This window comes from Rhodocytophaga rosea, from assembly GCF_010119975.1.
GTDB lineage: Bacteria > Bacteroidota > Bacteroidia > Cytophagales > 172606-1 > Rhodocytophaga > Rhodocytophaga rosea.
In genome coordinates, this window is the sequence record NZ_CP048222.1 from 75,928 (window position 1) to 102,684 (window position 26,757).

The window sequence follows — 26,757 nt, forward strand, 5'->3', positions numbered from 1 at the left end:
ATAGCCACAACAAAATCAGTTTTACCGGCCAGTTCATACCTGCAATTCAGAAACAAAAGTAGGGGCTTGTTCTAAATAAGAGGAACACAAATGTTGCAAATTACAACATAGATGTTCCACTAATGTATTCAATTTGGATTTATTGCTACAGGCAGTCTACTTGGCTACTGTCATCCAAGACCCAACATTCTAACAGAGAGTTATGTTGGTAACTAAAAGTGGTTGAGGTGTTTAAGCTACTGTAAGATGAAAAAGAATTTAATAAAAATAACAGCATGCACAAAGTATGCATTGACTAAACAAGTACGCATGGGTATAAATAGTCAGAATGTCAACTCTTCTAATAAACTACTGTTCAGACTTGTTTTTAGTTTTTATTTTTTTAATATTGGACTTAATACCTCTTTATTGCTCATAAGTTGTCTAAAAAAAGGCGCTGAACCTTACGACCTTTTTTATTAATCATTTCTGCTTAAAACAGCACATCCAATTCGCTTACCAGAGTTAAATCTATCTTAATGCTCCTGCAATGAATCGTATTGTTGTATATTTTTTCCTCTTCCTCCTTAGCCAGCCTACTTTTCCAAGTCACGCCCAGCAGAATAAGATTGATAGCCTGGAAAAACAGCTAGCTAACATGCCGGCTGACACCAACCGGGTAATCTTATTGAATAAACTAACTTACCAGTACTTTACCTGGGGAACCGATACCAGCAAGACTAAAAGCTATGCCCAACAATGCCTGCAACTAGCCCATCAACTCCGCTATAACTATGGAATAGGCCAGGCCTACACGGCATTAGGAAACTATTATTATAGCAGAAACCAGAATCCGGAAGCCCTGAAGCAGTATGAAATGGCTTTGCCATTTTACCAACGAGCAGGCCGCAAACGGGGATTGGCGGTTATCTATTCTAATATAGCAAGTGTTACCGAGTATATGGGTAATTACACAAAGGCGATGGAGTACTACCTGAAAAGCACCCGGATTGCCGAGGAACTAGACGATAAAGGAGCTATTGGCAGAAACTTAAGTGCAATAGGTTTACTCAGATTGAGCCAAAAGAAGTACGAAGATGCCCTTCGTTATTTGTTTCAGGCACTTTCGGTGCATAAAAGTAATCAAGACAACATAATGAAGGCTCATACCCTCAATACAATTGGAGAGGTGTATCTGCAACGTAAGCAATATGACAAAGCTCTTCAATACCTGAATCAGTCGCTTCTACTTGGTGATTCACTAGGCCTGGCTCAGGGAAAAATTGACTGCTACAATAGCTTAGGTCATGTGTATTCCTGCTTAAAACAATACGATCAGGCTTTCAACTTTTATCAGAATGCATTGGTTTTGGCTGAGCCACAAGGACATTATCAGTCGATGAGCATTGCTTTGGAAGGCATGGCGGAAGTTTACCAGGAAAAAGGTGATCTTACAAAAGCCGTTGTTTATTTTAAAAGATCGCTTGAACTGGCAGAAACCAATAAATTGGCGCAACAAAAGTTAGAGGCACACCAGGGCTTAACGGCGGCTTACGCTCAATTAAAGGATTACTACCAGGCCTATTTTCATCAATCAAAGCTATTATCTCTAAAGGACTCTTTGTATAATCATGAAAATGATCAAAAAATAGCGCAGCTGGAGGCCTCTTACGAAATAGATAAGAAACAAGTTGAAATAGAATTGCTTCACAAGGACCAGCAACGAGCTTTATTGTTCAGAAATGCCATTCTGATGGGCTTATTAGGCACTTTGGTAATTATTGGATTAATTGTTAACCGGCAGCGGCTCAAAAACCGCAAGAATCGCTTATTACTTGAAAAAAGCGAAGAGATTACAACTAAGAATACACAACTGGAACTTCAGGCGGAAGTAATGAGTAAGCAAGCGGATGAATTAGCTATAAGTAATGCGCAACTAGCGCAACAGGCTAGTCAATTGCAGAAATTTGACCGGGTGAAGTCAAATTTCTTTACCAATATCTCACACGAATTTCGTACCCCACTTACACTGATTATTACTCCCCTGGAAAAGTTAATGTCAGATACGTTAAATAATAGCCAGATCCAGAAGCATTATCAGTTGATTGATTGGAATGCCCGGCATTTGCTATATCTGATCAACCAATTACTGGATTTTTCAAAACTCGAAGCTGGTTCCCTGAAAGTTCAGTTGATCCGGAGTGATGTCAACCAAAGCCTGAAGGTAGCCACTTATGCATTCGCCTCCCTGGCCGAAAGCAAAAACATTCAGCTCCATTTCCAGTCAGGTTATCAAACCATCCATGCCTTGTTTGCCCCTGATATCCTGGATAAAATTCTCAATAACCTGCTTTCTAATGCCTTTAAGTTTACACCACCAGGTGGACAGGTAAAGGTGGGTATTAATTTGCAACATACACCGGATTCGACTACAAAGTTGGGGGATCAGATAACAAACTGGAACCTAGAAATAACTGTAACAGATACCGGCATTGGCATCCCGGCCGGGCAGATAGGCCATATTTTTAACCGTTTTTTTCAGGTAGACGGATCTCAAATTCGAGAACAACAAGGAACCGGTATCGGATTATCGCTGGTAAAAGAACTGCTAGCACTTCAGCAGGGAAGCATTTTAGTCAAGAGTGAAGTGGGCTCGGGTACAGAGTTCACGGTATACCTCCCGCTAGTTGAATGTAATTTTGAAATTAATCATTCTACTGAGCAATCAAAAGCTGAATCTGGCTATATCTTGTTAAATCAGGAGGAAAACACCCAACAGGAACTTGAAAGCCTACCAGTACAGACTGAACCAAACGAACACTACCCAGTCATGCTGCTGATAGAAGACAATGACGAAGTAAGAAAATTCATCCTGGAAAGTTTTCAGGATGAATTTCAGGTGGTAGAGGCCTCCAATGGAACTGAAGGGTTGAAAATAGCCCGGAAAGTAATTCCTGATATCATCCTTACCGACCGGATGATGGCTAATATGGATGGAATGGAGGTTTGCCGGCAATTAAAAACAGATGAAAGAACCAGCCACATACCTGTCATTATGCTTACGGCCAAAGCCTCCGAGGAAAGCAAAATAGAGGGCTTGGAAACCGGAGCCGATGATTATATCCTCAAACCCTTTCGTATGCAGGAGTTGAAGGTACGAGTGAAAAACCTTATTGAGCAGAGAAAAAAGCTAAGGGAACGCTTTACCCGGGAAGTAAAAATACAGCCCAGAGATATTGCCATCACATCGGCCGACGAGGCGTTTCTCAACAAAGCCATTCGTCTTATCGAGGAGCACATGTCTGACACAGATTTCACGGTGGAAACCTTCGTGCAAAAGATTGCTTTGAGCCGGGTGCAACTGCACCGGAAGTTAAAAGCCCTTACCAACCAGTCAACCAGTGAATTTATTCGTTCGATCCGTTTGAAACGGGCGGCTGTCTTGCTGGAGCAACAGTATGGCAATATTGCCGAAGTTATGTACGAAGTAGGATTTAACAATAAATCCTACTTCGCCAATAATTTCCGCAAAATGTTCGGTGTTAACCCAAGCGACTATCATTCCTATATTACCCAGGCCGGTCGAATAGATACAACAGAAAAAGCTGAGTAAGTATAGCAAGCTAAATTTCTATTTTTCATCTCTACTCCCATTTGACCCAAATCTAATACAAGGAGTAATGTTAACCAGAGATATTCTTTAAAACAGAAGCCTGTTTTAGTTCACGATCTTTTCCGGCCACAATTCCCAACCGGTTTTTCTATCATAAAATTACAATACAGGTTAAGCCTTACCCTAATAAGTTATTTAGGGTAAGGCTTAACCTGAAATGATATTGCGTGTATAATTTTACTTCCTGTACATAGAAAAGGCTCTAATGAAGCATCTGTGTTCTTCTTTGCAACATCTGTGTTCCTATCAGCTAGAAATAGCTCCTACCTTTGTCTCAGATTCACTGGTTTATAAACTGTATTTAATCATCAGGAATTAACTTGGTGGTACATAGTCGGATTGCGGAGTAGAACCACCCGCCAGTACAATGTAAGCGAATGCAAAGTCAAACAGATTTGATTAAGATATCCCACCTACTTTTTATTCATTACAAAATTTAGAATTCTTATGCACAAAAAAAGCTTTTACCATACTGTCTTATGGATTTTTTTATCTTTCATCACCCTTTCTACAACCAGTTTTTCTCAAACTCTCCAGGGAAAAGTAAATAATGTGCCTACTGGCCAATCCTTGCAGGGAGTATCCGTTTTAGTAAAGGATGGAACACAAGGCACTAGCACAGATAGTATTGGAAATTATCACTTACCCCTGCCACCAGGCACTTACCATATTCAATATTCTTTGGTAGGTTACACAACCCAGGTAAAAGAAGTAACGATCGGGAGCAAGGATATAATTATCAATCTTTCACTTGAAGAAAGCAATTTGTTGCTTGGGGATGTAGTAATTGTTGGTACCCGTTCTACCCAGGTCCGGTCGAGTGTAGAAACGGTAGCACCTGTAGATATCATCTCTTCACACGACTTGCAAGCTACCGGCCAGATCGAACCCACCCAAATGATTTCCATGCTGGCGCCTTCTTTCAACTCATCCCGCCAGACAGTGGCAGATGGCACCGATCACATTGATCCTGCCACCCTGCGTGGGCTCGGCACTGACCAGGTATTGGTATTATTGAACGGAAAGCGCCGCCATAATCAGGCCCTGATCAATGTAAATGGTACAGTAGGCAGAGGATCGGTAGGAACTGATTTGAATACCATCCCTTCTTCTGCCATTGAGCGGGTGGAAGTACTGCGTGAAGGGGCTTCTTCCCAATATGGCTCAGATGCGATTGCTGGCGTTATAAACGTGGTACTCAAAAAGGATACAGGCATGGCGGTGAACCTGCACCTGGGACAATTTTATGAAGGGGATGGAAAAAATGCCCAGCTGGGCTTGTATAAAGGCTTTCGGATTGGCAAAATCGGAATAATAAGTGCTGCTGCCGATCTTCGCTTGCGTGAAGGAACCAACCGGGCTGGCTCCTATACAGGTCCGGTGTACGTGAACTGGAATGGAACAACCGACCCTGCACTACGGCAAGAGCGGTATACGCAGGACCAGGCATTGATTGCGCAGAATGGCTTTAGCCTGGAAAAAAACATGCAGATTGGTAATTCTTCGGTAAACAACTTCAGCGGGATGCTAAATGGAAGTCTGCCCATCAGCCCTAAAACAGAAGTATACTTTTTTGGGCTGGCAAACTACCGTCTGGGCAATGCTGCCGGATTTTACCGTTATCCTTATCAAACCAGTCAGGTAATTGCCGAATTATATCCAAACGGTTTTTTACCCCAAATTCATTCTACATTATTGGATAAATCTATCACTTTGGGTATCCGTGGAGAAATAGGGGAAGGCTGGAGATGGGATTTGTCGAGTGTGTATGGAGGCAATTCTTTCCGCTTTGATATAGACAATACGAATAATGCCTCTCAATTTGCTCTCGGAGCAGCGGCTCCCAAAAGTTTTTACGCAGGAACTCTGAGGTTTAACCAGCATACAACAGACCTAGGCATTTCAAAAGATTTTGGACCTCAAATCGGCTTCCGGTCTTTTAACATAGCAGGTGGTTTCACGTATCGGATTGATAATTATCAAATTGCTGCAGGAGAAGAGGCCTCCTATCGCAATTATGATTCTTCATCAGGGAAAGCAGGTGGCGCCCAGGTTTTTCCAGGTTTTCAACCAGCCAATGCAGTCAATGAGCGTAGGAATGTAAAGGCTGGCTACTTGGACCTGGAAACCGATATAAATAACCGGCTATTGCTGAATGCCGCCGGACGCTATGAATACTACAGTGATTTTGGCGGCAATTTAACGGGTAAATTGAGTGCACGATATAAATTCGCCGATTTCTTTTCTATCCGCAGCACGATCTCCAATGGCTTCCGGGCACCTTCTATTCACCAACGTTACTTCAGTGCTATATCTACCGTGTTTGTATCAGTACCCGATCAGGGTTTGCAACCCCGTCAGCAGGGTACCTTTCGCAACGATGGGCCTGTAGCCGAAGCATTCGGCATTCCTTCGCTTACAGCAGAACGCTCCCTGAACTATAGCCTGGGATTTACTTCTAGGCCAATTACAAATGTCAATATTACCCTGGATGCCTACCAGATTGATATTAAGAACCGGATTGTACTTACTGGGCAATTCCAGCGTGGTACTTCCGCTGCCGGCCTGCAAACCGCTCAAATTCTGGATGCTGCGGGACAAACCGATGTACAAGCAGCGGTTTTTTTTACGAATGCTGTGAATACACGTACACAGGGAATAGATGTGGTTATTTCCACTGATTACCGGGTGGCCGAAGGTAAACTTACACTTACGTTGGCTGGTAATCTGAACAAAACAGAAGTTCAGGGTGAACCGAAAGCATCAGCAACCCTGCCAAATGAAGTTTTCGGCACTATTTTGTTTAACCGCCAGGAAAAAGGCCGGCTGGAATGGTCACAACCTCGCAGTAAATTTACAATGAGTGCAAACTATCAATGGAGAAGATTCGCAGCAATGCTGCGCGTAACTAGTTACGGCATAGTTAAAGCCTTTGATCCTTCGGAGCCTCTGCTGGACGAGGATTTTGGGGCGAAAGCCATTACAGACCTAAATGTCAGTTATCAAGCTTCCCGATTTTTACGCCTTACTATTGGAGCAAACAATCTGTTCAACGTCTATCCTGATAAACTGAAGGTGAATCAGTATCCAACTGCTACCAGCCCTACTTCTCTTGACAATACATCGTTTGGCCGTTTTGTCTACAGCCGGAACGTCACCCAATTCGGTTTCAATGGTGGCTATTATTTCCTCAGCTTGAGCTTTAATCTTTAGACAACTCAGAGAAATTATTCTTATTTCAATGAATACCAGCAAGACATTGCTACTAGAATGAATACAATAACACACATCCTAGCCATATTTTATGTTCCAGTCATCTTCTCTCCTGGTTATAAGAGTATGAATTACCTATAGAATGGGTTGAGTAAGCATATAGTCCCAAATAGTATAACTCAATTCCAATAAAAGTCAATTAAGAAAAAATGGATGCTCAATAGCAGCTTGCTTATAATCAACCGAAGTGGGGAGAGCCAAATGGTATCGTACTTGTCGCTTGTAAAAGCAAAAACCTCCTGAAGAAAATCAAGGTCAACCCCCTGTTTACAAGCGAATTAATTTCAGTGAATGTAGATACCAAATGCTTGAAGAACCGGTTCATTTGAATCATTTTATTTAGTAAGACCCTATAACACTATGAATTTAACATTAGTCGCTCCTTTAGAAGGACAAGAGATGAATGTTTGGCCCTTTACCTTCAAGAAAACTTCGGAATACGAAGTCATCATTGCTGAATTACAACGTTTTCGAGGTCGTATTTACAGGCAGGATAATTTAATTCCAGCTTCTGCCCTAGACGTTACCGGGCGATTTTACAGCCCTGTTGACTACCGTTCCTGGCACATTATTGCTCGCAATCAAGAAGGTGAGATGAGGGGCGTTCTACGACTCGCTTTACACAAACGAAATATTGCTGTGGAAGAATTACACTTATACCCCGTGTTAGAAAGAATGAAGCCTTCCCATAAAAAGTTGCATTCCGATGCCCTGCAAGCATTCATCAATCAGGCCGCTGCCAACCATGCCTTTATTGGTGAACCGGGTGGATGGGCCGTGGATACCACCCGATGTGTAAGCAATACGGGTCTTTTTCTGGTAGCCTCCGCTTGGGCTTTACAACAAATAGTCGGGTGGCCAGCCATTGCCAATGCGAATGTAAATCACAAAGCAGCAGATTTACTGAAATTGATGGGAGGTATCAATAACCTACCCGATTCAAAGTTATCCCGCTTTTATGATCCCTATTACCGCTCCCATGTAGAAATCATACTTTTTTCTCCGCAGTTGGTAAGCCCGAGGTTCAGGAAGTTAATCCATACCCTCAAAAGCCGGCTTCTTACTAAAGAAGTAATTATGCCTTAGATCATAGATTAAGCTTTCATAAACAATCAGCACTCACTAACTCTATATCTAATGAAAACACTTCCATTTCTTCTGCTGGGCTTCCATCGTAGGAGCATGCTATTCCTGCATTTGCAACCCTTATTAATTAATATGAAAATCAACGCAATACTCCTGAAAACACTTGTTTTATCCTCTGTATTACTAATAAATGGCTTTTCGTATGCGCAAACCAATGCCCAGACTAATTATAATGCTGGTGTTGGTTCAGGTACAGGCGGCACCCAAAACGTATTTATCGGTTCCTCTACCGGACGCATCACTACCGGCACAGCCAACAGCTTTATAGGCTATCGGGCGGGCGAGAAAAATACGACTGGTTCCTTTAATAATTTTATGGGCAGTATGGCGGGCTTGAACAACAGTACGGGCTCTAACAACAGCTTTTTGGGTTACCAGGCTGGCTCTTTCAATACGTCGGGTTCTGGCAACAGTTTCCTGGGTACTTTTGCCGGCTCTTTCAATACGACAGGCTACGCCAACAGCTTTGTAGGCAACCTTGCAGGCTACGCTAACACCACAGGCTTCTTCAACAGTTTCCTAGGCGGCTCGGCAGGTGCCAGCAACACGACTGGTTCCAACAATAGCTTTCTGGGCTACTTATCAGGTTTTGATAACACAACAGGGGCCAATAACAGCTTTTTAGGTAGCTATGCAGGTTATGGCAACACTACCGGCTCCTACAATAGCTTTCTGGGTTATCAGGCTGGTATCAGCAATACAACTGGCTTTGTAAATACCTTTCTGGGCAGTAAAGCTGGTTTCTCCAATACAACCGGTTACGTCAACAGCTTTGTAGGATATGGAGCTGGCTACGCTAACACAACGGGGTACTACAATAGCTTTATAGGTAACCTTGCTGGCTACGCCAATACGACAGGTTCTGAAAACAGCTTCCTGGGTACTTTTGCCGGCCAATACAATACCACGGGTATTTCAAATAGTTTTGTAGGTGCTTACGCAGGTGTGGACAATTCAACAGGTTCTGCCAATAGCTTCGTAGGCAGTCAGTCGGGCTTATACAATACAATAGGTTCCTCAAATACATATTTCGGTCACCAGGCCGGCCAGTTCAACACCAGTGGCGCGGAGAATGTATTTCTGGGGCGCAGTGCTGGAGCAACTAACATAAGTGGTCGTTTTAATGTCAGTTTGGGTACTTACTCAGGACCCGCCGCCGCCAACTTGCAAAATGCCGGGGCCATTGGCTATCGGGCAACTGTGAGTGCTTCCAATTCGCTGGTGCTAGGTTCGATCAATGGCGTAAATGGTGCAACAGCAGATACGAAAGTAGGCATCAAGACTACTTCTCCGTCTTATAATTTACACGTCAATGGCAGTGCTGCCAAGCCGGGGAGTGGCAGTTGGGTTGTAGCTTCCGATTTACGTCTCAAACAAGACATTCATGCTTTCAAGGATGGACTGGATATACTAGAAAAAATAAAGCCGGTCTGGTTTCACTATAATGGAAAAGCTGCCTTACCTACTGATAAATCATATATTGGCGTGATTGCTCAGGAGATCCAGCAGATTGCTCCATACATGATTGGGGAATTCTTTTACCTGGATTCTACTGGTAAACAGGAGAAATACCTCGACTATGATGCAAATGCGCTAACATATATATTGGTGAATGCCGTCAAAGAAATAGATCAAAAATATGCCAGTCAACTGGCCGAAAAGGATACCCAGCTTGCCTCTCTTCAGCAAGAATTAGCAGAAATAAAAGCATTGCTACTGAAGGTGCCCACAAGTGATACTTTCGAGGAGCAGAAAGCACAGTTGTGGCAGAATGTACCTAACCCAACTACCGGCAGTACGGTGATCCTCTATTTTATTCCCAAGCAGGCTACTTCAGCTCAGTTAAAAATATATTCTATAAATGGGAAAGAAGTCTATAGCCTTGAGCTCAATCAGAAAGGAAAAGGGCAAGTGCAGTTGTCGATTGGTGAGTTTTTATCAGGCGTGTACATATACCACTTATGGGTTGATGGCGAAAGTGTGGACAGTAAGAAATTGCTGCTGGAAAAATAATCGAAATATTCTCTAAAAACTACGATGCACCCTCTCAACAAATCTCCTAATACACATAGTCATTTAAGAGACAAGGCCAAATTAACTAACAACAGCTTTTTCAACCAACTCTTAGTAAAGAAAACGCCTCTCCCCATTAACCGGATCGAGTCTATTGATTTACTTAGGGGTATAGTAATGATCCTTATGGCCTTGGATCATGTGCGCAGTTACTTTCATTTTGATTCGCTTATTTTCAGCCCAACTGATCTGCAACATACGACAGTGGCCTTGTTTGCCACACGTTTGATTACACATTTGTGCGCTCCGACATTTATCTTTCTGGCTGGTGCTTCTGCTTACTTTATTGCGCAGCGAAAAACCTTAAAAGATACTACCCTCTTTCTGCTGACTCGTGGTATATGGTTAATTCTATTGCAATTGACACTTATCCGGTTTGCATGGAACTTTGATCCAGCCTTTCATTTCAATTCCAGTAATATCATATCTACCATTGGGTTTTGTATGATTGTACTTTCCTTGCTGATTTACTTGCCGCTAAAAATCATTTTAATCATTGGCTTGCTACTTGTCGTGGGTCATAATGCGCTGGATAATATTTCTTTCCAAAGCGGATCAGCATGGGATATCGTTTGGTCGTTCCTGCACGTACGAAAACTATACCTATTGAGCAATAATTATACATTCTTATTTCTCTATCCGATTATACCTTGGGTAGGGGTGATGGCACTGGGATATTGCCTGGGTAGCTTATACGCTCCATCCAACCCGGTTGAAAAAAAAAAAAAACACTTGTACAATTAGGCCTAGCAAGCCTGCTTGTTTTCCTGGTAGTCCGATGGTTAAATCATTATGGAGATCCGGTGCCATGGACTTTTGAAAGAACGCTTAGTACTACAGTCATGAGTTTCTTTAATCTTGAAAAATACCCTCCATCCTTTCTATTCTTATGTCTTACGCTAGGTATTGCCTTACTACTGCTTAGTGGTTTGGAAGGCCGAAATCTGGTGCGTTGGCAACCAATCACGCTATTTGGGAAAGTAGCTTTGTTCTATTATATATTACACTTATTCGCAATTCATACATTAGCTTTACTGATTGTTATGCTTCTTGGCTATCCTTGGCAAACGATGATTTTTATTGGTCCTACCAGCCAAATTTCACCAATCTTACAAGGAAAATATGGTTTCGATCTGGTGGAGATCTATTTACTATGGATAAGCATTGTATCGCTGCTTTATCCTGTGTGTGTATCCTGGTATTTGCTTAAAAATAAAAACAAGTCCAAATGGTGGGTAAGTTATGTTTAGAATCTGCCAGATAATGTCGCCGAAAAACTACGAAAATATGGGTCTTTAAAGAATGAAAATATAATAGTTTTCACCGGATACGAGTTGATAGCGAAGTAATCAGCTTTAGTAATTCTATTTTATTTATATATCCTGGTTCGGCCATTGAATAGCTTGAAGGTTAGAGTTTTGTTGAAAAGCTTACATACATGAAAACATAAAAATCAAAAAGAGAAAAAGAAAATACCATAGCATTGCTTAATTTCAAATCCGCCATTTACCTTATTTGCAACATTAAAACTTAAGACAAAGGCTTCAGTATGTCAGACGATATGGCTCATTAGCGGTTAAGATAAATAGATAAACAATATAAGATACGTATGCAAAACCAAGAATTTTATATAAAACCCTACGAGACAAATTTTAAGGAACAAATACTATCAGTTTGGGAAAAATCTGTTAGAGCAACACATAATTTTGTTAAACCATCTGACATTGATTATTATAAACAAAGTGTAAAAGAGATTGATTTTTGTTCACTTTCAGTTTACTGTTTAACTAATGAAAATAAAGTTGTTGGCTTTATAGGAGTTGCGGACTTAAAAATTGAAATGTTATTTTTAGATCCTGATTATATTGGACAAGGCCTTGGGAAAAAGCTAATGAATTTTGCTTTGAATGATCTAAAAGCAGATCAGGTAGATGTGAATGAGCAAAACTCCAATGCTGTTAAATTTTATTCAAAATTCGGATTTACACCCTATGAAAAGACTGAAAAAGACCGCGAAGGGAAAGATTATCCAATACTGAAAATGAAACTTAAATTTATTGACACCAATATAAGCCTGAACCGCTAATATACAAGGGTCATGGAATGGGATTAACCATGGTTATCCTGTATTACTCGAAAGGGGAGGTTAATTTGACTATCCTTCTTTTAGATATTCGATCATTCTGTACCTGCTACCTTTGACTGGACAGTAAGTTAAGCGAAAATAATTACCTTAACGCACATGTCAGAATGAAGAAAATTTGATAAGGAATTTAAGTGAATGACGGTTGAACTGTGCCGCTCAGGCAAATCAACTTCAGAGGTAGCAGTAGAATTGGGACTGCGTAGGAATTGGTCAGCCTCCGGAAGCGAAAGTATGAGCAAAGTAAAGAAGGAAGTTTTTCAGGGCATGAGAAGCCTGCCTTATCTATTGAACAGGCTGAAAAAGCAACTTTGGGAAGCTGAGCTAGAAAGGGACATGGAGCTGATGCTCACAACGTAGGCAGATCCAAAAAAGGCACTCAGCATCTTCTCCAGGAACGATGGCAAATCTTCCAGTTTATGAAAAAGCACCGATCTAATTTTGCCGTTGAGAAGATGGGTAAAGTGTTTAAAGTCAGTAAGAGTGGGTATTATCATTGGCTCAACCCGAAGCCATCTAGCAGGCAGGTAGATGAGCAACAAACTCTTAAGTTGATTAAGGAAATACATGAGGCAAGCAAGAACCAGTATGGTAGCCCAAAAATTACTTATGAACTTAAAAAGAAAGGTGTTTCTATATCTAGGCCACAAGTGGCTAGATGGACCCAGATGCTGGCTCTGTAGCAGGTCCATGAGAAAAGCTAGGATTAGAAGCATTGTTCACACACGATTTCGAGATTGCACCACTGATTCTAATCATACTTATCCGGTAGCTAAAAACTTATTAAACAGAGACTTTTCCCCGAAAAATATAGGCAAAGCATGGGTTTCTGATCCGGACCTGCGACAGAGCATGCATCTGGTTTACTTATATTATAACCATGGAAGGCTGGTTATATCTGACGGTGATTGTCGATTTAGCTGATCGAAAGGTAGTAGGTTGGGCGGACCTCAAATGAATCTCAAATAACATTTGATGTTAGATTCAGATTTGATCTTAGGGCCAAGCCAGATGATAAAAACTCTGATACAGTGATTCCTGCCTGGAAGATGGCCATCATAAATAGATCTATAGCTACTAATCTGATTTTTCATTCAAATAGAGGTGTACAATATGCCTGTTATGAATTTAGAGATGTGCTTAAAATTCATCCATTAGTGATGCAGTGTATGAGCCGGAAAGCCAATGGACCTGAAATAAGATTTCATCTTAGCTCCGTTGGGACAATGCAGTAGCGGAAAGTTTTTTTAGAACTCTAAAAACTGAATCGATTTATCCTATGGAAGTGAAATCTATAGCAACGACAAAAATAGAAGTTTTGAATTCATTGAGATCTGGTACAACAGAAAGAGAATTCATGCATCACTTGGTTACTTAACCCCAATGAGTATGACATAAAATTAAATAGTCATCGAAACGCAGCTTAACTTTTTGTCCAGCATTGTGTTGCAAATTCAGCGCAAGGTCACATGGAAATTGTGCTCAACAAGTTGGAAGCGAAAAATCAAGAAAATAAACTACTAGACCCATGCAGTATCGCCAATATACTCCAATTGATTCACTTAAACATCTGGTGCGATATTATTGGAGTCTTGACGGTCGTCAAGACTCTATTTCACGACTGAGTATCGAGAGTTTTGCCGATCGCTACCCTCGATTAATCTTTCAGGATATCGATTGTTTTGAGCCGATCATAAATTCAACAGGCGAAGAAATGCCGCTTTGTTACTTGAAAGGTGTACGTACGCGACCGACTGAAGCCTTTATGCACGGTGCCTTTTCGCATTTCGGAGTTGCCTTTTATCCACACGCACTTTCTAATTTTTTTGGAATTGACTCAGACGAACTGACAGATACTACACCCAACATCAACTTGGTTTGCAGATGCGATTTGGGCGAGCGTTTGCGATTCAAAACACATGCGGAACGTGTCGCGATATTAGACGGTTTCTTGCTCGGGAAAATGACGAAATTGTGTTTGGATTTTACGGTTCAAAGCATCATTCACAAAAAGGGAAAAGTTAGTGATATGGAGATGCTCGCATCCGCACTTAGGATATCAGAACGGCAATTGCAGCGTAGATTTAAAAAACAGGTTGGTATATCTTTAAAAAGATATCAGCGCGTTTCTCGATTCGAGCTGGCGCTTAAACGACTCGCTACAGTCCACTATAGCGAACTGACTTCCATTGCCTTCGAACTTGACTACACGGATCAATCGCATTTCATTAAAGAGTTTCAGGAGTTTGCCGAGATGTCTCCTTACAATTTTGTGCGCAACAAGAGTGTAGGTGCAGAAAGCTCATCCTTTTTATACATACCAATTAGATAGCTGTCGTTTTTTTACAATTCTGATAGATCAGGTTCTACTTAATTGCATTAAAATTAAATACCGCATTATGGATAGAACCATCACACCCACACTCGTTCTGCGCATTACCCTGGCAGCTGTTTTTTTTATGCACGGCATTCCCAGCATTTTCACAGGTGCCGTAAACAATTTTGGCAATCTGCTTAACGGAGCGGGATTCGCTCCGATTGGTCTGACATTGGCGTGGATGATTAAATTATCGCATGTCGCATGCGCGGTGCTCCTTATTTTAAATCGTTACATACGGGTTGCTACACTCATCACCATTCCGATTTTGGTGGCTGGTATTATTATGATTCACGCGGCTGAGGGGTGGTTTGTGGTAGGCGCTGGCAGAAATGGCGTGGAATTCAATATTCTATTGATTAGCGCCCTGGTATATCTGGCAATCATCAACAAAAAGGGCATTGTTGCCTAACTGAATTTTCTTCTTAAAAAATTTAGCTTGTCCTTTAATCCTGATTTTGGTTAATCTATTCTCATTGAAGCAATGCACCACAATGGGCCAATACCCCACTACAAAGGTAAATTTTCTGATTTGCTGCCCCACCGTTGGAAAAACAACCATGCCTGACCACGAGGACAGGTGTTTGCTTACGTTTAATGAATAGATTTATTTCCTGGGGCAATATAAAAAGAGTACCTTGATATTGTTACGAAACCACTTTTAGGTCTATACTATTCATAATCGTTGGATGAGTCGATACAATTTCTTGGAATCAGTTATGGCATGTCCAAGGATCGTGTTGTTAAATAACACCCATATTTGTTTTCTATCCAGCAGCCAATCTTTAATCATAAAAGCATATTTTTCTAGTTTCTCATCTGAATAAGGGGATGAATATAGCTTTTCCTCTCCATGCAAACGAAAGTATACCGTTTCAGTGGTGGCAATCTCATGACCCGGAAAGCGCTTACCTGCACTGGAAATAACAAAACTGATTTGATACTGTTGCATCAATTCAATAGTCTCCTTAACAAACCAGGATTTGTGACGAGCCTCCAGGGCGAAAATTGGGGTAGGGTATTTTTTGCGCAATACGGCAAAGAAAGCTTCAGTTACCTGCTTATCAAAGTGAAAGCTGGATGCGATCTGAATCAGAATGGGTCCAAGCCGGTTACCCATTAGTTCATAGGTGAACATAAACTTATCGAGTGGTTGGTCGATATTTACAAATTTAAGTTTATGGGTAATCTGCTAGTGGAATTTGGCAGCAAACCGGAAAGAGTCAGGCATTAGGCTTAGCCACTTTTGGATGGTTTTAGCCATGGTAAAATGGTAAAAACTACTATTAATTTCAGTTGCATTAAAATGAGTGGCATAGTAGGATAAATAGTCTGCTGATTTTAACTCGAAGGGGTAGAATATACCTTGCCATCGGTAGCTCCAACCGGAGTGCCAATGTACAAATTTGGAATTTCATTCATAGTTAGTTGATATATCACTTTAGGGTTTCCGCACCAAAGATAGAGAAAAAGGAAAGAGGGGCTAACTTTGTGCATGGAACTTAAAAAGATACTAAACAAAGTAGCTGATTTTCGGGTGCAAGGCCGCTGCTTACATCTATTAGCAGATATTTTAGGCTTAGTTTTATGTGGGGTAATAGCCGATTGTGATGACTTTGACGAGATAGCAGATTATGGCAAAGATAATACAGCGTTTCTGCAGCAAGAACTAGGATTAAGTTTTGTTAATGGTATACCTTCTGCTGACACTTTAAATCGGGTGATCAGACACCTGGATAGCCATAGTTTGGAGCAATGCTTCAAAGCGTGTGTAGCTGGCTTCTCCTTAGCAGGCAAGCAGGTATGTATAGATGGCAAAGAATTGAGAGGTACTATACCTGCAGGCAAAAAGCATGCTTTGGTTCGTATGGTCAATGTATGGGTAGAGGAACATAGCTTAAGCTTTGGACAAGTAGCCGTAGAAGCCAAGAGTAATGAGATTACAACTATTCCTGCTTTATTAGATACCCTTGATTGCAAAGGTAGTATCATTACTATAGATGCTATTGCTTGTCAGCAGGCAATTGTAGAAAAGATCAGGGATAAGCAAGCCCATTATGTGATTGCCCTAAAGGCTAATCAAGGTGTACTCTATGAGCAGGTAGCCCATTTTATGCAAATCAATAAGTCTGCTCTCGCTTTTAATCAGCAACTAGATAAAGCCCATGGCAGAGGAGAAGAACGTAGGGTATATATTGCTCAATGCATTGATTTGGTAGAGGAAAAGGAAAAATGGCAGGACTTACATACTTTAGTCATGGTAGAAAGAAAACGCATTATAGCAGGCAAAAAGCAAGAACAAACCCTGTTCTATATAAGCAGTTTAACAGATACAGACCCTGCCTTGTACAGCCGCTACATAAGAGGCCATTGGGCGATAGAGAATGGCTTGCATTGGCAACTAGATGTTACCTTTAGGGAAGATGAGGCTAAAGTCAGGAAAGATAAAGGACCCATCAATCTGCATCTGATTAGAAAGTGGTCTTTGCATCTGCTCAAAAAAGAGCCTTCTTGCGTGAGTGTCAAACGGAAAAGAAAAAAAGCTAACAGAGACACTAATTTCCTGTTAGCTATTCTTAAAACTTAATATTTAGTGCGGAAACCCTATATATCACTTACTTTATCAGGTATAGGCCAGATCGTTTGTATGCTTTTAATCATGGAGCAACGATTGAAATCACACGCTGGATTTATTAATAAAGTTGTCATATTTTATTTAGCTTAATAGGTCCCTTTTTGGGACAGAGGCTAAAAAGAATATATCTATTGATTGAGTTTCAAGAAAGGGGGAGTTAACTTAACGGCAGTTTATTTACCTTATACATATTTTTAACAGTAGAGCTCAATAGCTATATTTGATGATAAGGCATCTGGTTACCGATGGGCAAGTTCACTCTTATGCTACAAGTAATTAAAATAATCAACCAAGGAATCTATTTTCTGCTCGAATTAAGCATGTTGACCACTTTAGGGTATGTGGGCTTTCAGAGTAATCAATCTACTTTTTGGAAGTATCTACTAGCTGTAGGCTTACCTTTACTCGTTGCCATACTTTGGGGTATTTTTGCTGCGCCTCGATCCGTTCACCGATTAACTCCCCTTTACAGAGCTTTATTTGCTTTAGGCCTTTTTAGTCTTACTGCCCTTCTATTGTACCGCAGTGGCCTTACTCGTCTAGCTGTTATCTTCGGAGCTGCTGCCTTAATAAGTCAATCAGTAGCCTTAGTTTTAAAACAGTAATGAAGCTATTAGTTACCTATTGTTTAAGACTTAAAAGCATCAAGGATAAACCTTCTATGATACAACAAATGCCGGAGGTTAATTAGTAATACCAGTAAGAATAAAAGGGTAATTAAAATAATTACCCTTTTAGTGAAACTTGAGTTTATTAATTTTCCTGTTTTATTTATTTCTGCCCAAACATAGGCAGGCGGACATTACTTGTTTGTTGGAACAATCCGAAAGTAGCAAGAAGTATTATTGATAGTTTGACACATGGGAAATTGATTACTAGTAAGTTGGCTTTATCTACCGGCTGCCCGGTTGATCTCCTGCAAGATCTGTGAATGTGTAACCTGAGCTTCCATTTTTGCAGGCGCTTCTATAAATTCTATATCTTTTCCCTGGTTCCAGGGACCCCGCATATCCTTTGCTCCATTATCCCCTTCCCCTGTTGAATCATTGTAAAATTGATCTACAATACCTGGGGTGGGTGGAATTTTTCCAATCACTAATTTATCTTTACTCAACACATCCAGGGCGGTCATAAATGCTTTCAAATGGGTAATTTCTCTGGTCATCAGAAACTGAAGGGCATCTTTACTGCCGGCATCATCACAAAAGTTGATCAGCCTTTCATACACTATTTTAGCCCTGGCTTCTGCGGCAATATTGCTGCGTAAGTCTACATCAGGTTCTCCTGTGATTTTTAAATAATCAGCTGTCCAGGCACTGCCCTGTGAATTATACAGGTTAACCCCTCCTCCTCCGGCAATCGCAATGAGTGGGTCGGCTTCTGCTGCTTCCCTTGATTTTTTAGTAGGTTTCAAATGCATACGTGCCAGGGTACCTATAATTTCCAAATGGCTTAATTCCTCCGTGCCAATGTCCATTAACAGATCTTTCAGACCCGGGTCTTCACAATTGATGCCTTGAATAGAATATTGCATAGCCGCTGCTAACTCTCCATTTGCTCCGCCAAATTGCTCTAAAAGCATATTTCCAAATCTGGGATCAGGAGTGTCTACACGTACTGTGTACATGAGTTGTTTGATGTGATGATACATAAAGAATGTGGGTTTAGGTGGATAAAAATTCAAATTTATCTACCCTGCTTTACGCAGTCGGATGCAGGAAAGTTGAAAACTTTATATAATTTCTTCAATCACTCTTACTTTTTGTCTGTTACCTGATTTATATTCATTGTAAGTGTAGTTAAATAAATTACCCCCTTTACTATTCCTCCGGCTACAGAAAACCCATATTTTAATCTTTGTTTATCCTTAGCAATCAAATAAAAGGAGTTCTAAAATGGAATAGCCCTACTCAATGATCATTGAGTAGGGCTACTTTCTTGAAAACGCTCGTTTTTTGTTAAAGTATTAACTAAAAATACGGTCCGCAGAACGTCTTTCATCCCATTCTTTAGTAGGAGCAAAAAAGCTTTTGTCTTTAGGATGCAAATGTTGTTTAACCACCTCTTCATTTAACTCTATACCTAAGCCTGGGGCAGTAAGCGGCACGGTGGCATATCCTTTTGTGATCATTTTGCGGCCATCAGTGGTTTTTACTAAACTTTCCCACCAGGGTATATCCACCGAATGATGTTCTAAGGACAGAAAATTCTGGGTAGCTGCCGCACAATGCACATTGGCCATAAAGGAAACCGGTGTGCCGGCCTGGTGCATGGCCATGGCTATCCCATTTTCTTCGGCATAATCTCCAATGCGTTTTGTCTCTAAAAGGCCTCCCGAACTTGCTAGATCCGGGTGAATAATATCCACAGCCCGGGCATCAATCAATGGTTTAAAGTATTTGAGCAAATAAATATCTTCTCCAGTAGTAGTAGGGGTTTCCAAGGCATCAGAGATCGTTTTCCATTGGCTGGTTAACTCCCAGGAAACCAGATCCTCCAGCCAGGCTAAGCGGTATTTTTCCACGGCTTTCCCTAACCGGATGCCATTATTCATATCAAAGTGGCCATAATGATCTGTAGAAATGGGAATCTCATAGCCTATCATTTTGCGGGTATTTTCTACAATACTGGCTAATTCTTCGAGCCCTTTATCGGTAATTTGTATCTGAGTGAAAGGGTGCAAGGTATTAGCATAGGACATAGGATTGGTTTGATCACCCCATTGGGCCAAGTTGCCTTGACTGTTTTCCCAAGGTTTGGCATTCACGAGTGTATCGGGTTTGCCTTTGAGTTCTGCAATAGATAAATCCATTTTAAGCCAGGTATAGCCTTGATCATTGATGCGGTAGTTGATCAGTTTTTTTTGCTCCTCAACAGAACCGGCTTCGGGTGTATCCGCATACAAACGTACTTTATCCCGGTAGCGGCCTCCCAGTAATTGCCAGGCAGGCACATTATAGGCTTTGCCGCATAAATCCCAGAGGGCCATTTCCACCGCACATACACCTCCGGCTTGCCGGCTTTGTCCGCCAAACTGACGAATGGTCTTAAATATTTGTTCTACATTACAAGGGTTTGCCCCTAGGATACGGCTTTTCAAAAAAAGAGCATAGCGCACATCAGCTGCATCTCTTACTTCTCCCAACCCATAAATGCCCTGATTTGTATCAATCCTGATAATAGCTGTGCCTCCCATCACATTGGTTAAGGCATAGCGCATATCGGTAATTTTCAGATCCGAAGGACTAGAAGCCCGTTTAACTTTAGAAGTAGTCTGGGCAAGGGTATCCTCTATAGAGGCCGACATAAAACCACCTAAGGTAATGCCGCCAAGTGTTGTTTTTTTCAAAAAGTCCCGGCGAGAGTCTTTGGTTTGAGGATTCATAATTTCCTGCTGGCGTGCCAGAGCATCGGCCTTTTCCTGTTGTTTATTCTGGGCAATAATTTGCTGTAAAATACTTTTCATTGTAACTAAAATATGAGGTGGATAACTATTGAAAATACCTTTACTGCCAACTGCTAGCTGGCTATGACTATATACTTTCGAATGTTAGAAGAAAGCATGGGTTGCTATTTAAAACCAGTAATTTAATCATAGATACTTATTCTAAAAGTTTATTGGAAACACAGAAATCTTAACAGTAAAGATAAATCACATGAAATGTAGGTTCAATACATGCTCAGCCATGATGGAAGACTTACCTCTTTATTTAGATAACACCAATAATTTTGATGGATTCTATACTACCTATGCCTATGTTTTCTGATTGAAAGAAAGATCATGTTGTCAATCTCCTCTTTAGTTTCACTGATAGGAGACTCATTAAAGTAAAGTACCCTCAAAATTTTGTAAGTTTTTCAATTGTATCGGAGGAGCAGACAGAGCTTTAATTAGCCAGTGTTTATACGCTTGTTTCCTAAAATCCATCTTTATATTACCTAATTAGTCTATTTTTCTGCTCAGAATTTGTACGAAAAGAAGGGAGCCGGACAAATTGATTTATGCTCAAAGTAAACTCTATCTAATCTGATCCGTTGATAGATTAATAAGTACTAATTGTTTTTTTCGACCTTATGTACAGGATCTGTTTATGAAACAACTATTTTTATTTCTTTTGCTGTTTGTTTCATGGAGCCTACAGGGACAAATACCTACAGATTATCCACCTGTCAGGACAAGAGAACTACCAGAGCAGTGGCAGGATCCAGTCACTATCATTCTCATTCTTATCGGTAGTATAGGGGTTATTTTGCTGCTATTATACTTTTTCAGATTTGACAAACTAATTACAAAGTGGATCAGGCACAAGTAAAACTCATTTCTTGAAAATTATATTTATTTACCAAAGTACAATATAGATTTAATTGAAAAGGTGATGCAAAAAATGCTTGCATCCAATACTTGAAGGCTTGCCATCCTATCATTACCTGTTCATCTACAGCCACAAGATCATTCAAAAATGCCGCTGCTATGGAGCTTGCAACTAATCCTATATGATAGTAAGCTAGTTATACCATTAAACCTGTGAATAAATGGAAGAAAGATATTCAGCCAACAGCCTTCATTTACATATTGCCTGTCAAATGCATAGGTATGACTATCGAGAGCATGATCAATGGATAGGCATTATTATTCGCATTATAGAGGGAGAAACCATTTACAATCTGTTTAAAAACAAACAGAATGATTTGTATATGGAGTTAATCGATACAGCAATAAAAGAGGTAAGTGCCTTGGATGCAGCTTATATCTATAAAACCCCTCAAAAATGGGTTTTTAGTAGAAATGAGATTTTTATTTCTGTCAAGTTCTATCTTGAAGATAAAGAGTAGTGCTTTTATTACTCTGCTCGATTATTAGAATTAGATGCTAGATTCAAGGTAACAAATACTCCCCTTTGGGGTAACTTCAAATTTTAGATGCGTTTTAAGGCTACACTGGTTCTTCCCGACATTTTCATGGTAACTCCATTTCCCACTTTCCACTTTTACAAGGGGAATTCACTTTAACACATGTAGACCATTTTGGAGAAAAATGCTCTATTCAAAGCAAAGCCCGGAGGATCTAGTATCTCCATGCTTTGTTGTAAACACATAAAAAATCGAGCTTATTTTTGACGACTCTGCTTATTTGCTTAAAGGTCAGGAAGCTCATTTTATAGCTTCTTATTCATGTACTATTTTTTGCTTTTATGTAATTTCAGGCAAGATTATTGTATTATAAAATATCTGATTTACCTATATAGTTGTAAAATTTCTTATTTCTTACTTAGAAAAGTCGTACTTCTCTTTATGTAATTTCTGCATTGGGTTTTTATAAATTTAAGCGATCTCCTCGCACAGTATTTTAGCTACATCACTTATAGTTTAACCTCTATTCAAAACCCATTTGTATGATTCAACATTTATTTTACTCCTGGCTGCTACAGGCCAGAAATGCCAGTTATGCTTTTTTCAAAACTATTGGGATTAAAACCAATGTAAAAGCAGGCGATTGGCCTACGGCCAACTTAGGATACCTGCTTTATCTGTCTTTTTTGAGTATGTTTGTTGTAACGGCTCAAGCACAAATCCTACCCACTAATAATTATTCTAACCTTACTAAAGCAGGCAGCAATCTGTTTTTTACCGCTAACAATGCCAGTGGACAAGCTGGTTTATGGAAAATTGATGCTATCGCTGGTGGCCCTACACTTGTAAAAACAGTTGCTGCAAGTCAGTTAACGGCTGTTGGCAGCAACCTATATTTTTCAGCTAATGAACAGGAAACTGGCTATGAATTATGGAAAAGTGATGGCACTCCTGCCGGAACAGTAAAGGTAAAAGATGTGCCGTTACAACTGCCCCTTTCAGAGTATGATTATGATAGCGATATAGTTACCTTTCGTGCTTCTATTGGGCTGACAGGTACAAATAACCTATTATACTTTACAGCAAACAATGCCATACGCAATTATGAACTCTGGCGTACGGATGGTACAGCCGCAGGTACCTTTAAAGTGATGAATGTAGCTGTCGAACCCAGATATTACGATGAGCCCAAAGCTCAGGATTTTAGAACTGTTGGGAATACATTATTCTTCACTGTGGAAAACACCGCTGTATCTGACATGGGTATATATAAAACTGAGGGTGATCCACAAAGCACTATTCTTATTAAACAAGCCTATTCTCCACAATTACTCTCTCCGGTGAATGGAATCTTGTATTTCAAAGTTAATAACTCAGGTCAAATTCAATTATGGAAAACCACTGGTACCCAAGCAGGTACAAGTCTGATTAAAGATCTGGGTCTGGGATTCGAGATAGAAGAAAATGTGGCCATTGGTAACAATCTCTACTTTAGGTCAACTTCTTCTCCTACCACAACTGGCTATGAATTATGGAAAAGTGATGGAACAGCCGCTGGTACCAGGTTAGTAAAAGATATATATCCTGGCACTCAGGGTTCAGCCCCCTCTTCTTTAGTTAATGTAAATGGCACCTTGTATTTTGCTGCGTATACGGATACGTATGGTCATGCGCTTTGGAAAAGTGATGGAACAGAAACAGGTACCACATTAGTAAAAGACCCTTTTCCAGGTTCAGCAAGTGACAACCCTTATTATTTACAGCTTTTTTATTTAATCAATGTAAATAACACCTTGTATTTTGTAACCAGAAGTGAATCAGGTGGCCATATACTTTGGAAAAGTGATGGCACCACCGCAGGAACTGTTAAAATAAAAGATACTTTTGGAGAATCACTTGCAACACTTGCTAATTTTACAAACTTCAATGGCGTACTTTATTTTACAGCTGCTAATGGTGCAGGTATAAAATTATGGAAAAGTGATGGTACTACTGCAGGAACAGTTCCTGTTGAAACTTCTACTCACCAGGCGCTTAACAAACTATGGGATAAAACCTTTGGTGGTAATATAGAAGATGAGCTGAGCATCACGATTGCTACCTCTGATAACGGCTACTTACTAGCAGGATATTCTTACTCAGGAGTTTCCGGAGATAAATCCCAGGCGAGTAAAGGGAATGCAGATTACTGGATAGTAAAAACTGATGCCTCCGGCAACAAACTCTGGGATAAGACCTTTGGCACCTCCAATAGTGATGCGCTTACAGCTGCTATCCAAACTTGGGATGGAGGTTATCTACTGGGAGGTTATACCAACGCTGGTCAGGGTGGAGATAAATCGGAACCAACTAGGGGAGGCATGGATTACTGGATTGTGAAAACAGATGCTTCCGGGAACAAACTCTGGGACAAACGCTTTGGAGGTACAGCTACTGATGAATTGAAATCTATTTTGCAACTTAGTGATGGCAATTACCTGCTTGCAGGCATATCTAATTCTAACCAAGGTGGAGATAAGTCACAGAATAGTAAATCCTGGAATAGTGGAGGATCATATCCGGATTTCTACGATACATGGCTGGTGAAAATCAACAGTTCTGGCGTAAAACTCTGGGATAAAACCATTGGAACCTACGATGACGAAAAATTTGGCGCTGTTGTGGCTTCTGCTGACGGAGGCTATCTGGTAGCCGTATCGTATTTTACGCCTTTAGTTGAACAGTATTTTGTTTATTATAAAGTCGATAGCAATGGCAATGTGCAATGGAGCGGTTCAGCAGGAAATGCAGATGGAGAAAATGTAGTTACTAGTGCCATTCAAACACAGGATGGAGGCTATCTGGTGGCTGGTTATTCGAGTTCAAATGCAGGGCCCGGTAAAATGGAAAACAGCAAAGGCGGCCGAGATTATTTTGTTGTAAAATTAACAGGCAATGGTGTAAAGCAATGGAATAAAACCATTGGAGGTTCAAGCAGCGATGAACTTTCGCAGGTACTGCAACTTTCAGATAATGACTATTTGCTATCAGGAACCTCTTATTCGCCTATGAGTGGGGACAAAACAGAAAATAGTGCAGGAGCGGATTACTGGCTTGTTAAATTAGATGCAAATGGAAATAAACTCTGGGATAAAACCTTTGGAGGATCAGGGGATGATAAATTAAAATCACTGCTACAAACAGTAGATAAAGGATATTTGCTGAGTGGAACTTCTAATTCACTCATCAGTGGAGATAAAACACAGCTAAGCAGGGGTAGTTATGATTATTGGTTATTGAAAACAGTGGGCAATAGCCCCGAGCCTATCACTTGCAGTGCCACTGGCAGTATCTTGCAGGAAAAGTGGTTAAATGTAACAGGCAATTCGGTGAGTGCCATTCCGGTTAATACAGCTCCTGCTTCTACTTCCCAACTCACTTCCTTTGAAACTTCTGCTAATACCGGCAACAATTACGGAGAAAGAATCAGAGGCTACTTGTGTGTGCCTGCTAGCGGCAGCTACACCTTCTACATTGCAGGGGATGATAAATGTGAACTCTATATCTCATCAGATGAGGACCCTTCTAAGAAAACATTGATTGCCTCTGTGCCTTACTCTACAGCCGTAAAAGAGTGGAGTAAATATGCTTCTCAGAAATCAGTAGCCATTTCTTTAGTGGCAGGTAAAAAATATTACATCGAAGCTTTGCATAAAGAAGGAATAGGTGATGATAAAGTAGCCGTCGGCTGGCAAACACCGAATCAAACTACCATCGCAGTGATTGCAGGCAGCTATCTTTCCCCTTACCTTGTTCAACTAACAGGCAAGATCTCTAGAGAGTTCTGGGCTAATGTGACAGGGTATCAGATCAGCAATATTCCCCTTACCACAGATGCCACTACCATTGATGAAGTCACTATCTTTGAGAGAGCTACCAATCAGGGGGAAAACTATGGACAGAGGTTCAGAGGCTATCTGCACCCACAGGTGAGCGGAAATTACCGCTTCTACATATCCGGGGATGATAAAGCTGAGTTATGGCTTTCCACAGATGAAGATCCTTCAAAGAAAACAAAGATTGCTTTGGTGAGTGCTTATACTGCTCTGCGGCAGTGGGATAAATATGCTTCTCAGCAGTCAGTAGTAATTGCTTTAGTAGCCGGCAGAAAGTATTACATTGAAGCCTTGCATAAGGAAAACACCGGTAATGATAACATTTCTGTAGGATGGCAATTGCCTAATCAAACCACTATTTCAGTGATTGCAGGCACCTTCCTTTCGCCTTTCCTCGCCTCTCCTTCTAGTAGCATGGCCAGAATAAGTGTGGAGGAAAGCCTTCCTTCTAGAGTAAGTCTGTATCCCAATCCCTTTGAAAGCAAGCTAACCTTTGTTACCCAGCAAGCAGGTAAGCTTTACATCAGTGTAGTAGATAACTTAGGCAGAACAGTCTATCAAATCTCTACTCAAGTAACCAGTGCAGAAACAACGCTTGACTTGGCTTACCTGAAACAGGGTGTGTATATTGTCAAAGTTGCTAGAGAAAATGGGGCAACGCAGGTATTGAAGGTAGTCAAACAATAAGCCCTTACCCTTTATCATTTCTAGCAAAGCCGGTAGGAAACCTTT

At 40.7% G+C, this 26,757-nt stretch carries 18 protein-coding genes and 1 pseudogene; 16 read left to right on the forward strand and 3 right to left on the reverse strand.

The features are described from left to right. Positions 1-529: 529 nt before the first annotated feature. The 12 genes from GXP67_RS00410 to GXP67_RS00460 all read left to right on the forward strand — a co-directional run bounded on the left by GXP67_RS00410 (position 530) and on the right by GXP67_RS00460 (position 15,076). The gene (locus tag GXP67_RS00410) at positions 530-3,592 is read left to right on the forward strand and encodes a tetratricopeptide repeat protein (RefSeq protein WP_162441330.1); all 3,063 of its coding nucleotides are present in this window, start codon (positions 530-532) and stop codon (positions 3,590-3,592) included. Between the two features lie 507 nt (positions 3,593-4,099). After that, the gene (locus GXP67_RS00415; protein ID WP_162441331.1) at positions 4,100-6,865 is read left to right on the forward strand and encodes a TonB-dependent receptor; all 2,766 of its coding nucleotides are present in this window, start codon (positions 4,100-4,102) and stop codon (positions 6,863-6,865) included. A 420-nt stretch (positions 6,866-7,285) separates the two neighbouring features. Next, positions 7,286-8,011 (forward strand): hypothetical protein, encoded by a 726-nt coding sequence (locus GXP67_RS00420; RefSeq protein WP_162441332.1) that lies wholly within the window; start codon positions 7,286-7,288, stop codon positions 8,009-8,011. Positions 8,012-8,143: 132 nt separating this feature from the next. Then, complete coding sequence (locus tag GXP67_RS00425) at positions 8,144-10,084, forward strand: tail fiber domain-containing protein (protein WP_162441333.1); 1,941 nt, start codon at positions 8,144-8,146, stop codon at positions 10,082-10,084. A gap of 24 nt (positions 10,085-10,108) precedes the next feature. Then, positions 10,109-10,888 (forward strand): acetyltransferase domain-containing protein, encoded by a 780-nt coding sequence (locus GXP67_RS00430; RefSeq protein ID WP_162441334.1) that lies wholly within the window; start codon positions 10,109-10,111, stop codon positions 10,886-10,888. 98 nt (positions 10,889-10,986) lie between these two features. Then, a complete protein-coding gene (locus GXP67_RS00435; RefSeq protein WP_162441335.1) occupies positions 10,987-11,394 on the forward strand; it encodes a hypothetical protein in 408 nt (135 codons plus the stop codon). Positions 11,395-11,753: 359 nt separating this feature from the next. Continuing rightward, complete coding sequence (locus tag GXP67_RS00440) at positions 11,754-12,230, forward strand: GNAT family N-acetyltransferase (protein WP_162441336.1); 477 nt, start codon at positions 11,754-11,756, stop codon at positions 12,228-12,230. Between the two features lie 195 nt (positions 12,231-12,425). Further along, positions 12,426-12,647: a hypothetical protein gene (locus GXP67_RS00445; protein ID WP_162441337.1), complete on the forward strand. Its 222-nt coding sequence runs from the start codon at positions 12,426-12,428 to the stop codon at positions 12,645-12,647. Between the two features lie 59 nt (positions 12,648-12,706). Further along, positions 12,707-12,970, forward strand: coding sequence for an IS3 family transposase (locus tag GXP67_RS00450; RefSeq protein WP_162441338.1), 264 nt, complete (start codon positions 12,707-12,709; stop codon positions 12,968-12,970). A 649-nt stretch (positions 12,971-13,619) separates the two neighbouring features. After that, on the forward strand, positions 13,620-13,685 hold the full coding sequence (locus tag GXP67_RS38135) for an IS3 family transposase (protein WP_394351997.1): 66 nt from the start codon (positions 13,620-13,622) through the stop codon (positions 13,683-13,685). A 130-nt stretch (positions 13,686-13,815) separates the two neighbouring features. Then, positions 13,816-14,619, forward strand: a complete 804-nt coding sequence (locus GXP67_RS00455) for a helix-turn-helix transcriptional regulator (RefSeq protein WP_162441339.1) — start codon at positions 13,816-13,818, stop codon at positions 14,617-14,619. Between the two features lie 67 nt (positions 14,620-14,686). After that, positions 14,687-15,076: a DoxX family protein gene (locus GXP67_RS00460; protein WP_197901620.1), complete on the forward strand. Its 390-nt coding sequence runs from the start codon at positions 14,687-14,689 to the stop codon at positions 15,074-15,076. 264 nt (positions 15,077-15,340) lie between these two features. Here the strand turns inward: GXP67_RS00460 and GXP67_RS00465 are convergent. Next, positions 15,341-16,027, reverse strand: a pseudogene (locus GXP67_RS00465) (DUF72 domain-containing protein). A 132-nt stretch (positions 16,028-16,159) separates the two neighbouring features. Between GXP67_RS00465 and GXP67_RS00475 the strand changes: the two are divergent. Both GXP67_RS00475 and GXP67_RS00480 read left to right on the forward strand, forming a co-directional pair. After that, the gene (locus GXP67_RS00475; protein ID WP_162441340.1) at positions 16,160-17,251 is read left to right on the forward strand and encodes an ISAs1 family transposase; all 1,092 of its coding nucleotides are present in this window, start codon (positions 16,160-16,162) and stop codon (positions 17,249-17,251) included. Positions 17,252-17,619: 368 nt separating this feature from the next. Beyond that, positions 17,620-17,904 carry a YrdB family protein gene (locus tag GXP67_RS00480; RefSeq protein WP_232065318.1) on the forward strand — a complete coding sequence of 95 codons (285 nt, stop codon included), beginning with the start codon at positions 17,620-17,622 and terminating at the stop codon, positions 17,902-17,904. A gap of 284 nt (positions 17,905-18,188) precedes the next feature. Here GXP67_RS00480 and GXP67_RS00485 read toward each other — a convergent pair whose 3' ends face one another. Together GXP67_RS00485 and GXP67_RS00490 are read right to left on the reverse strand one after the other, a co-directional pair. Then, positions 18,189-18,950, reverse strand: coding sequence for a manganese catalase family protein (locus GXP67_RS00485; RefSeq protein ID WP_162441342.1), 762 nt, complete (start codon positions 18,948-18,950; stop codon positions 18,189-18,191). Positions 18,951-19,265: 315 nt separating this feature from the next. Continuing rightward, positions 19,266-20,765: a mandelate racemase/muconate lactonizing enzyme family protein gene (locus GXP67_RS00490; RefSeq protein ID WP_162441343.1), complete on the reverse strand. Its 1,500-nt coding sequence runs from the start codon at positions 20,763-20,765 to the stop codon at positions 19,266-19,268. A 1,067-nt stretch (positions 20,766-21,832) separates the two neighbouring features. Between GXP67_RS00490 and GXP67_RS00495 the strand changes: the two genes are divergently transcribed. Together GXP67_RS00495 and GXP67_RS00500 are read left to right on the forward strand one after the other, a co-directional pair. Then, positions 21,833-22,132 carry a hypothetical protein gene (locus GXP67_RS00495; RefSeq protein WP_162441344.1) on the forward strand — a complete coding sequence of 100 codons (300 nt, stop codon included), beginning with the start codon at positions 21,833-21,835 and terminating at the stop codon, positions 22,130-22,132. A 560-nt stretch (positions 22,133-22,692) separates the two neighbouring features. After that, entirely contained in the window at positions 22,693-26,712 is a 4,020-nt protein-coding gene (locus tag GXP67_RS00500; protein WP_162441345.1) for a PA14 domain-containing protein, read from the forward strand. Positions 26,713-26,757: the final 45 nt, after the last annotated feature.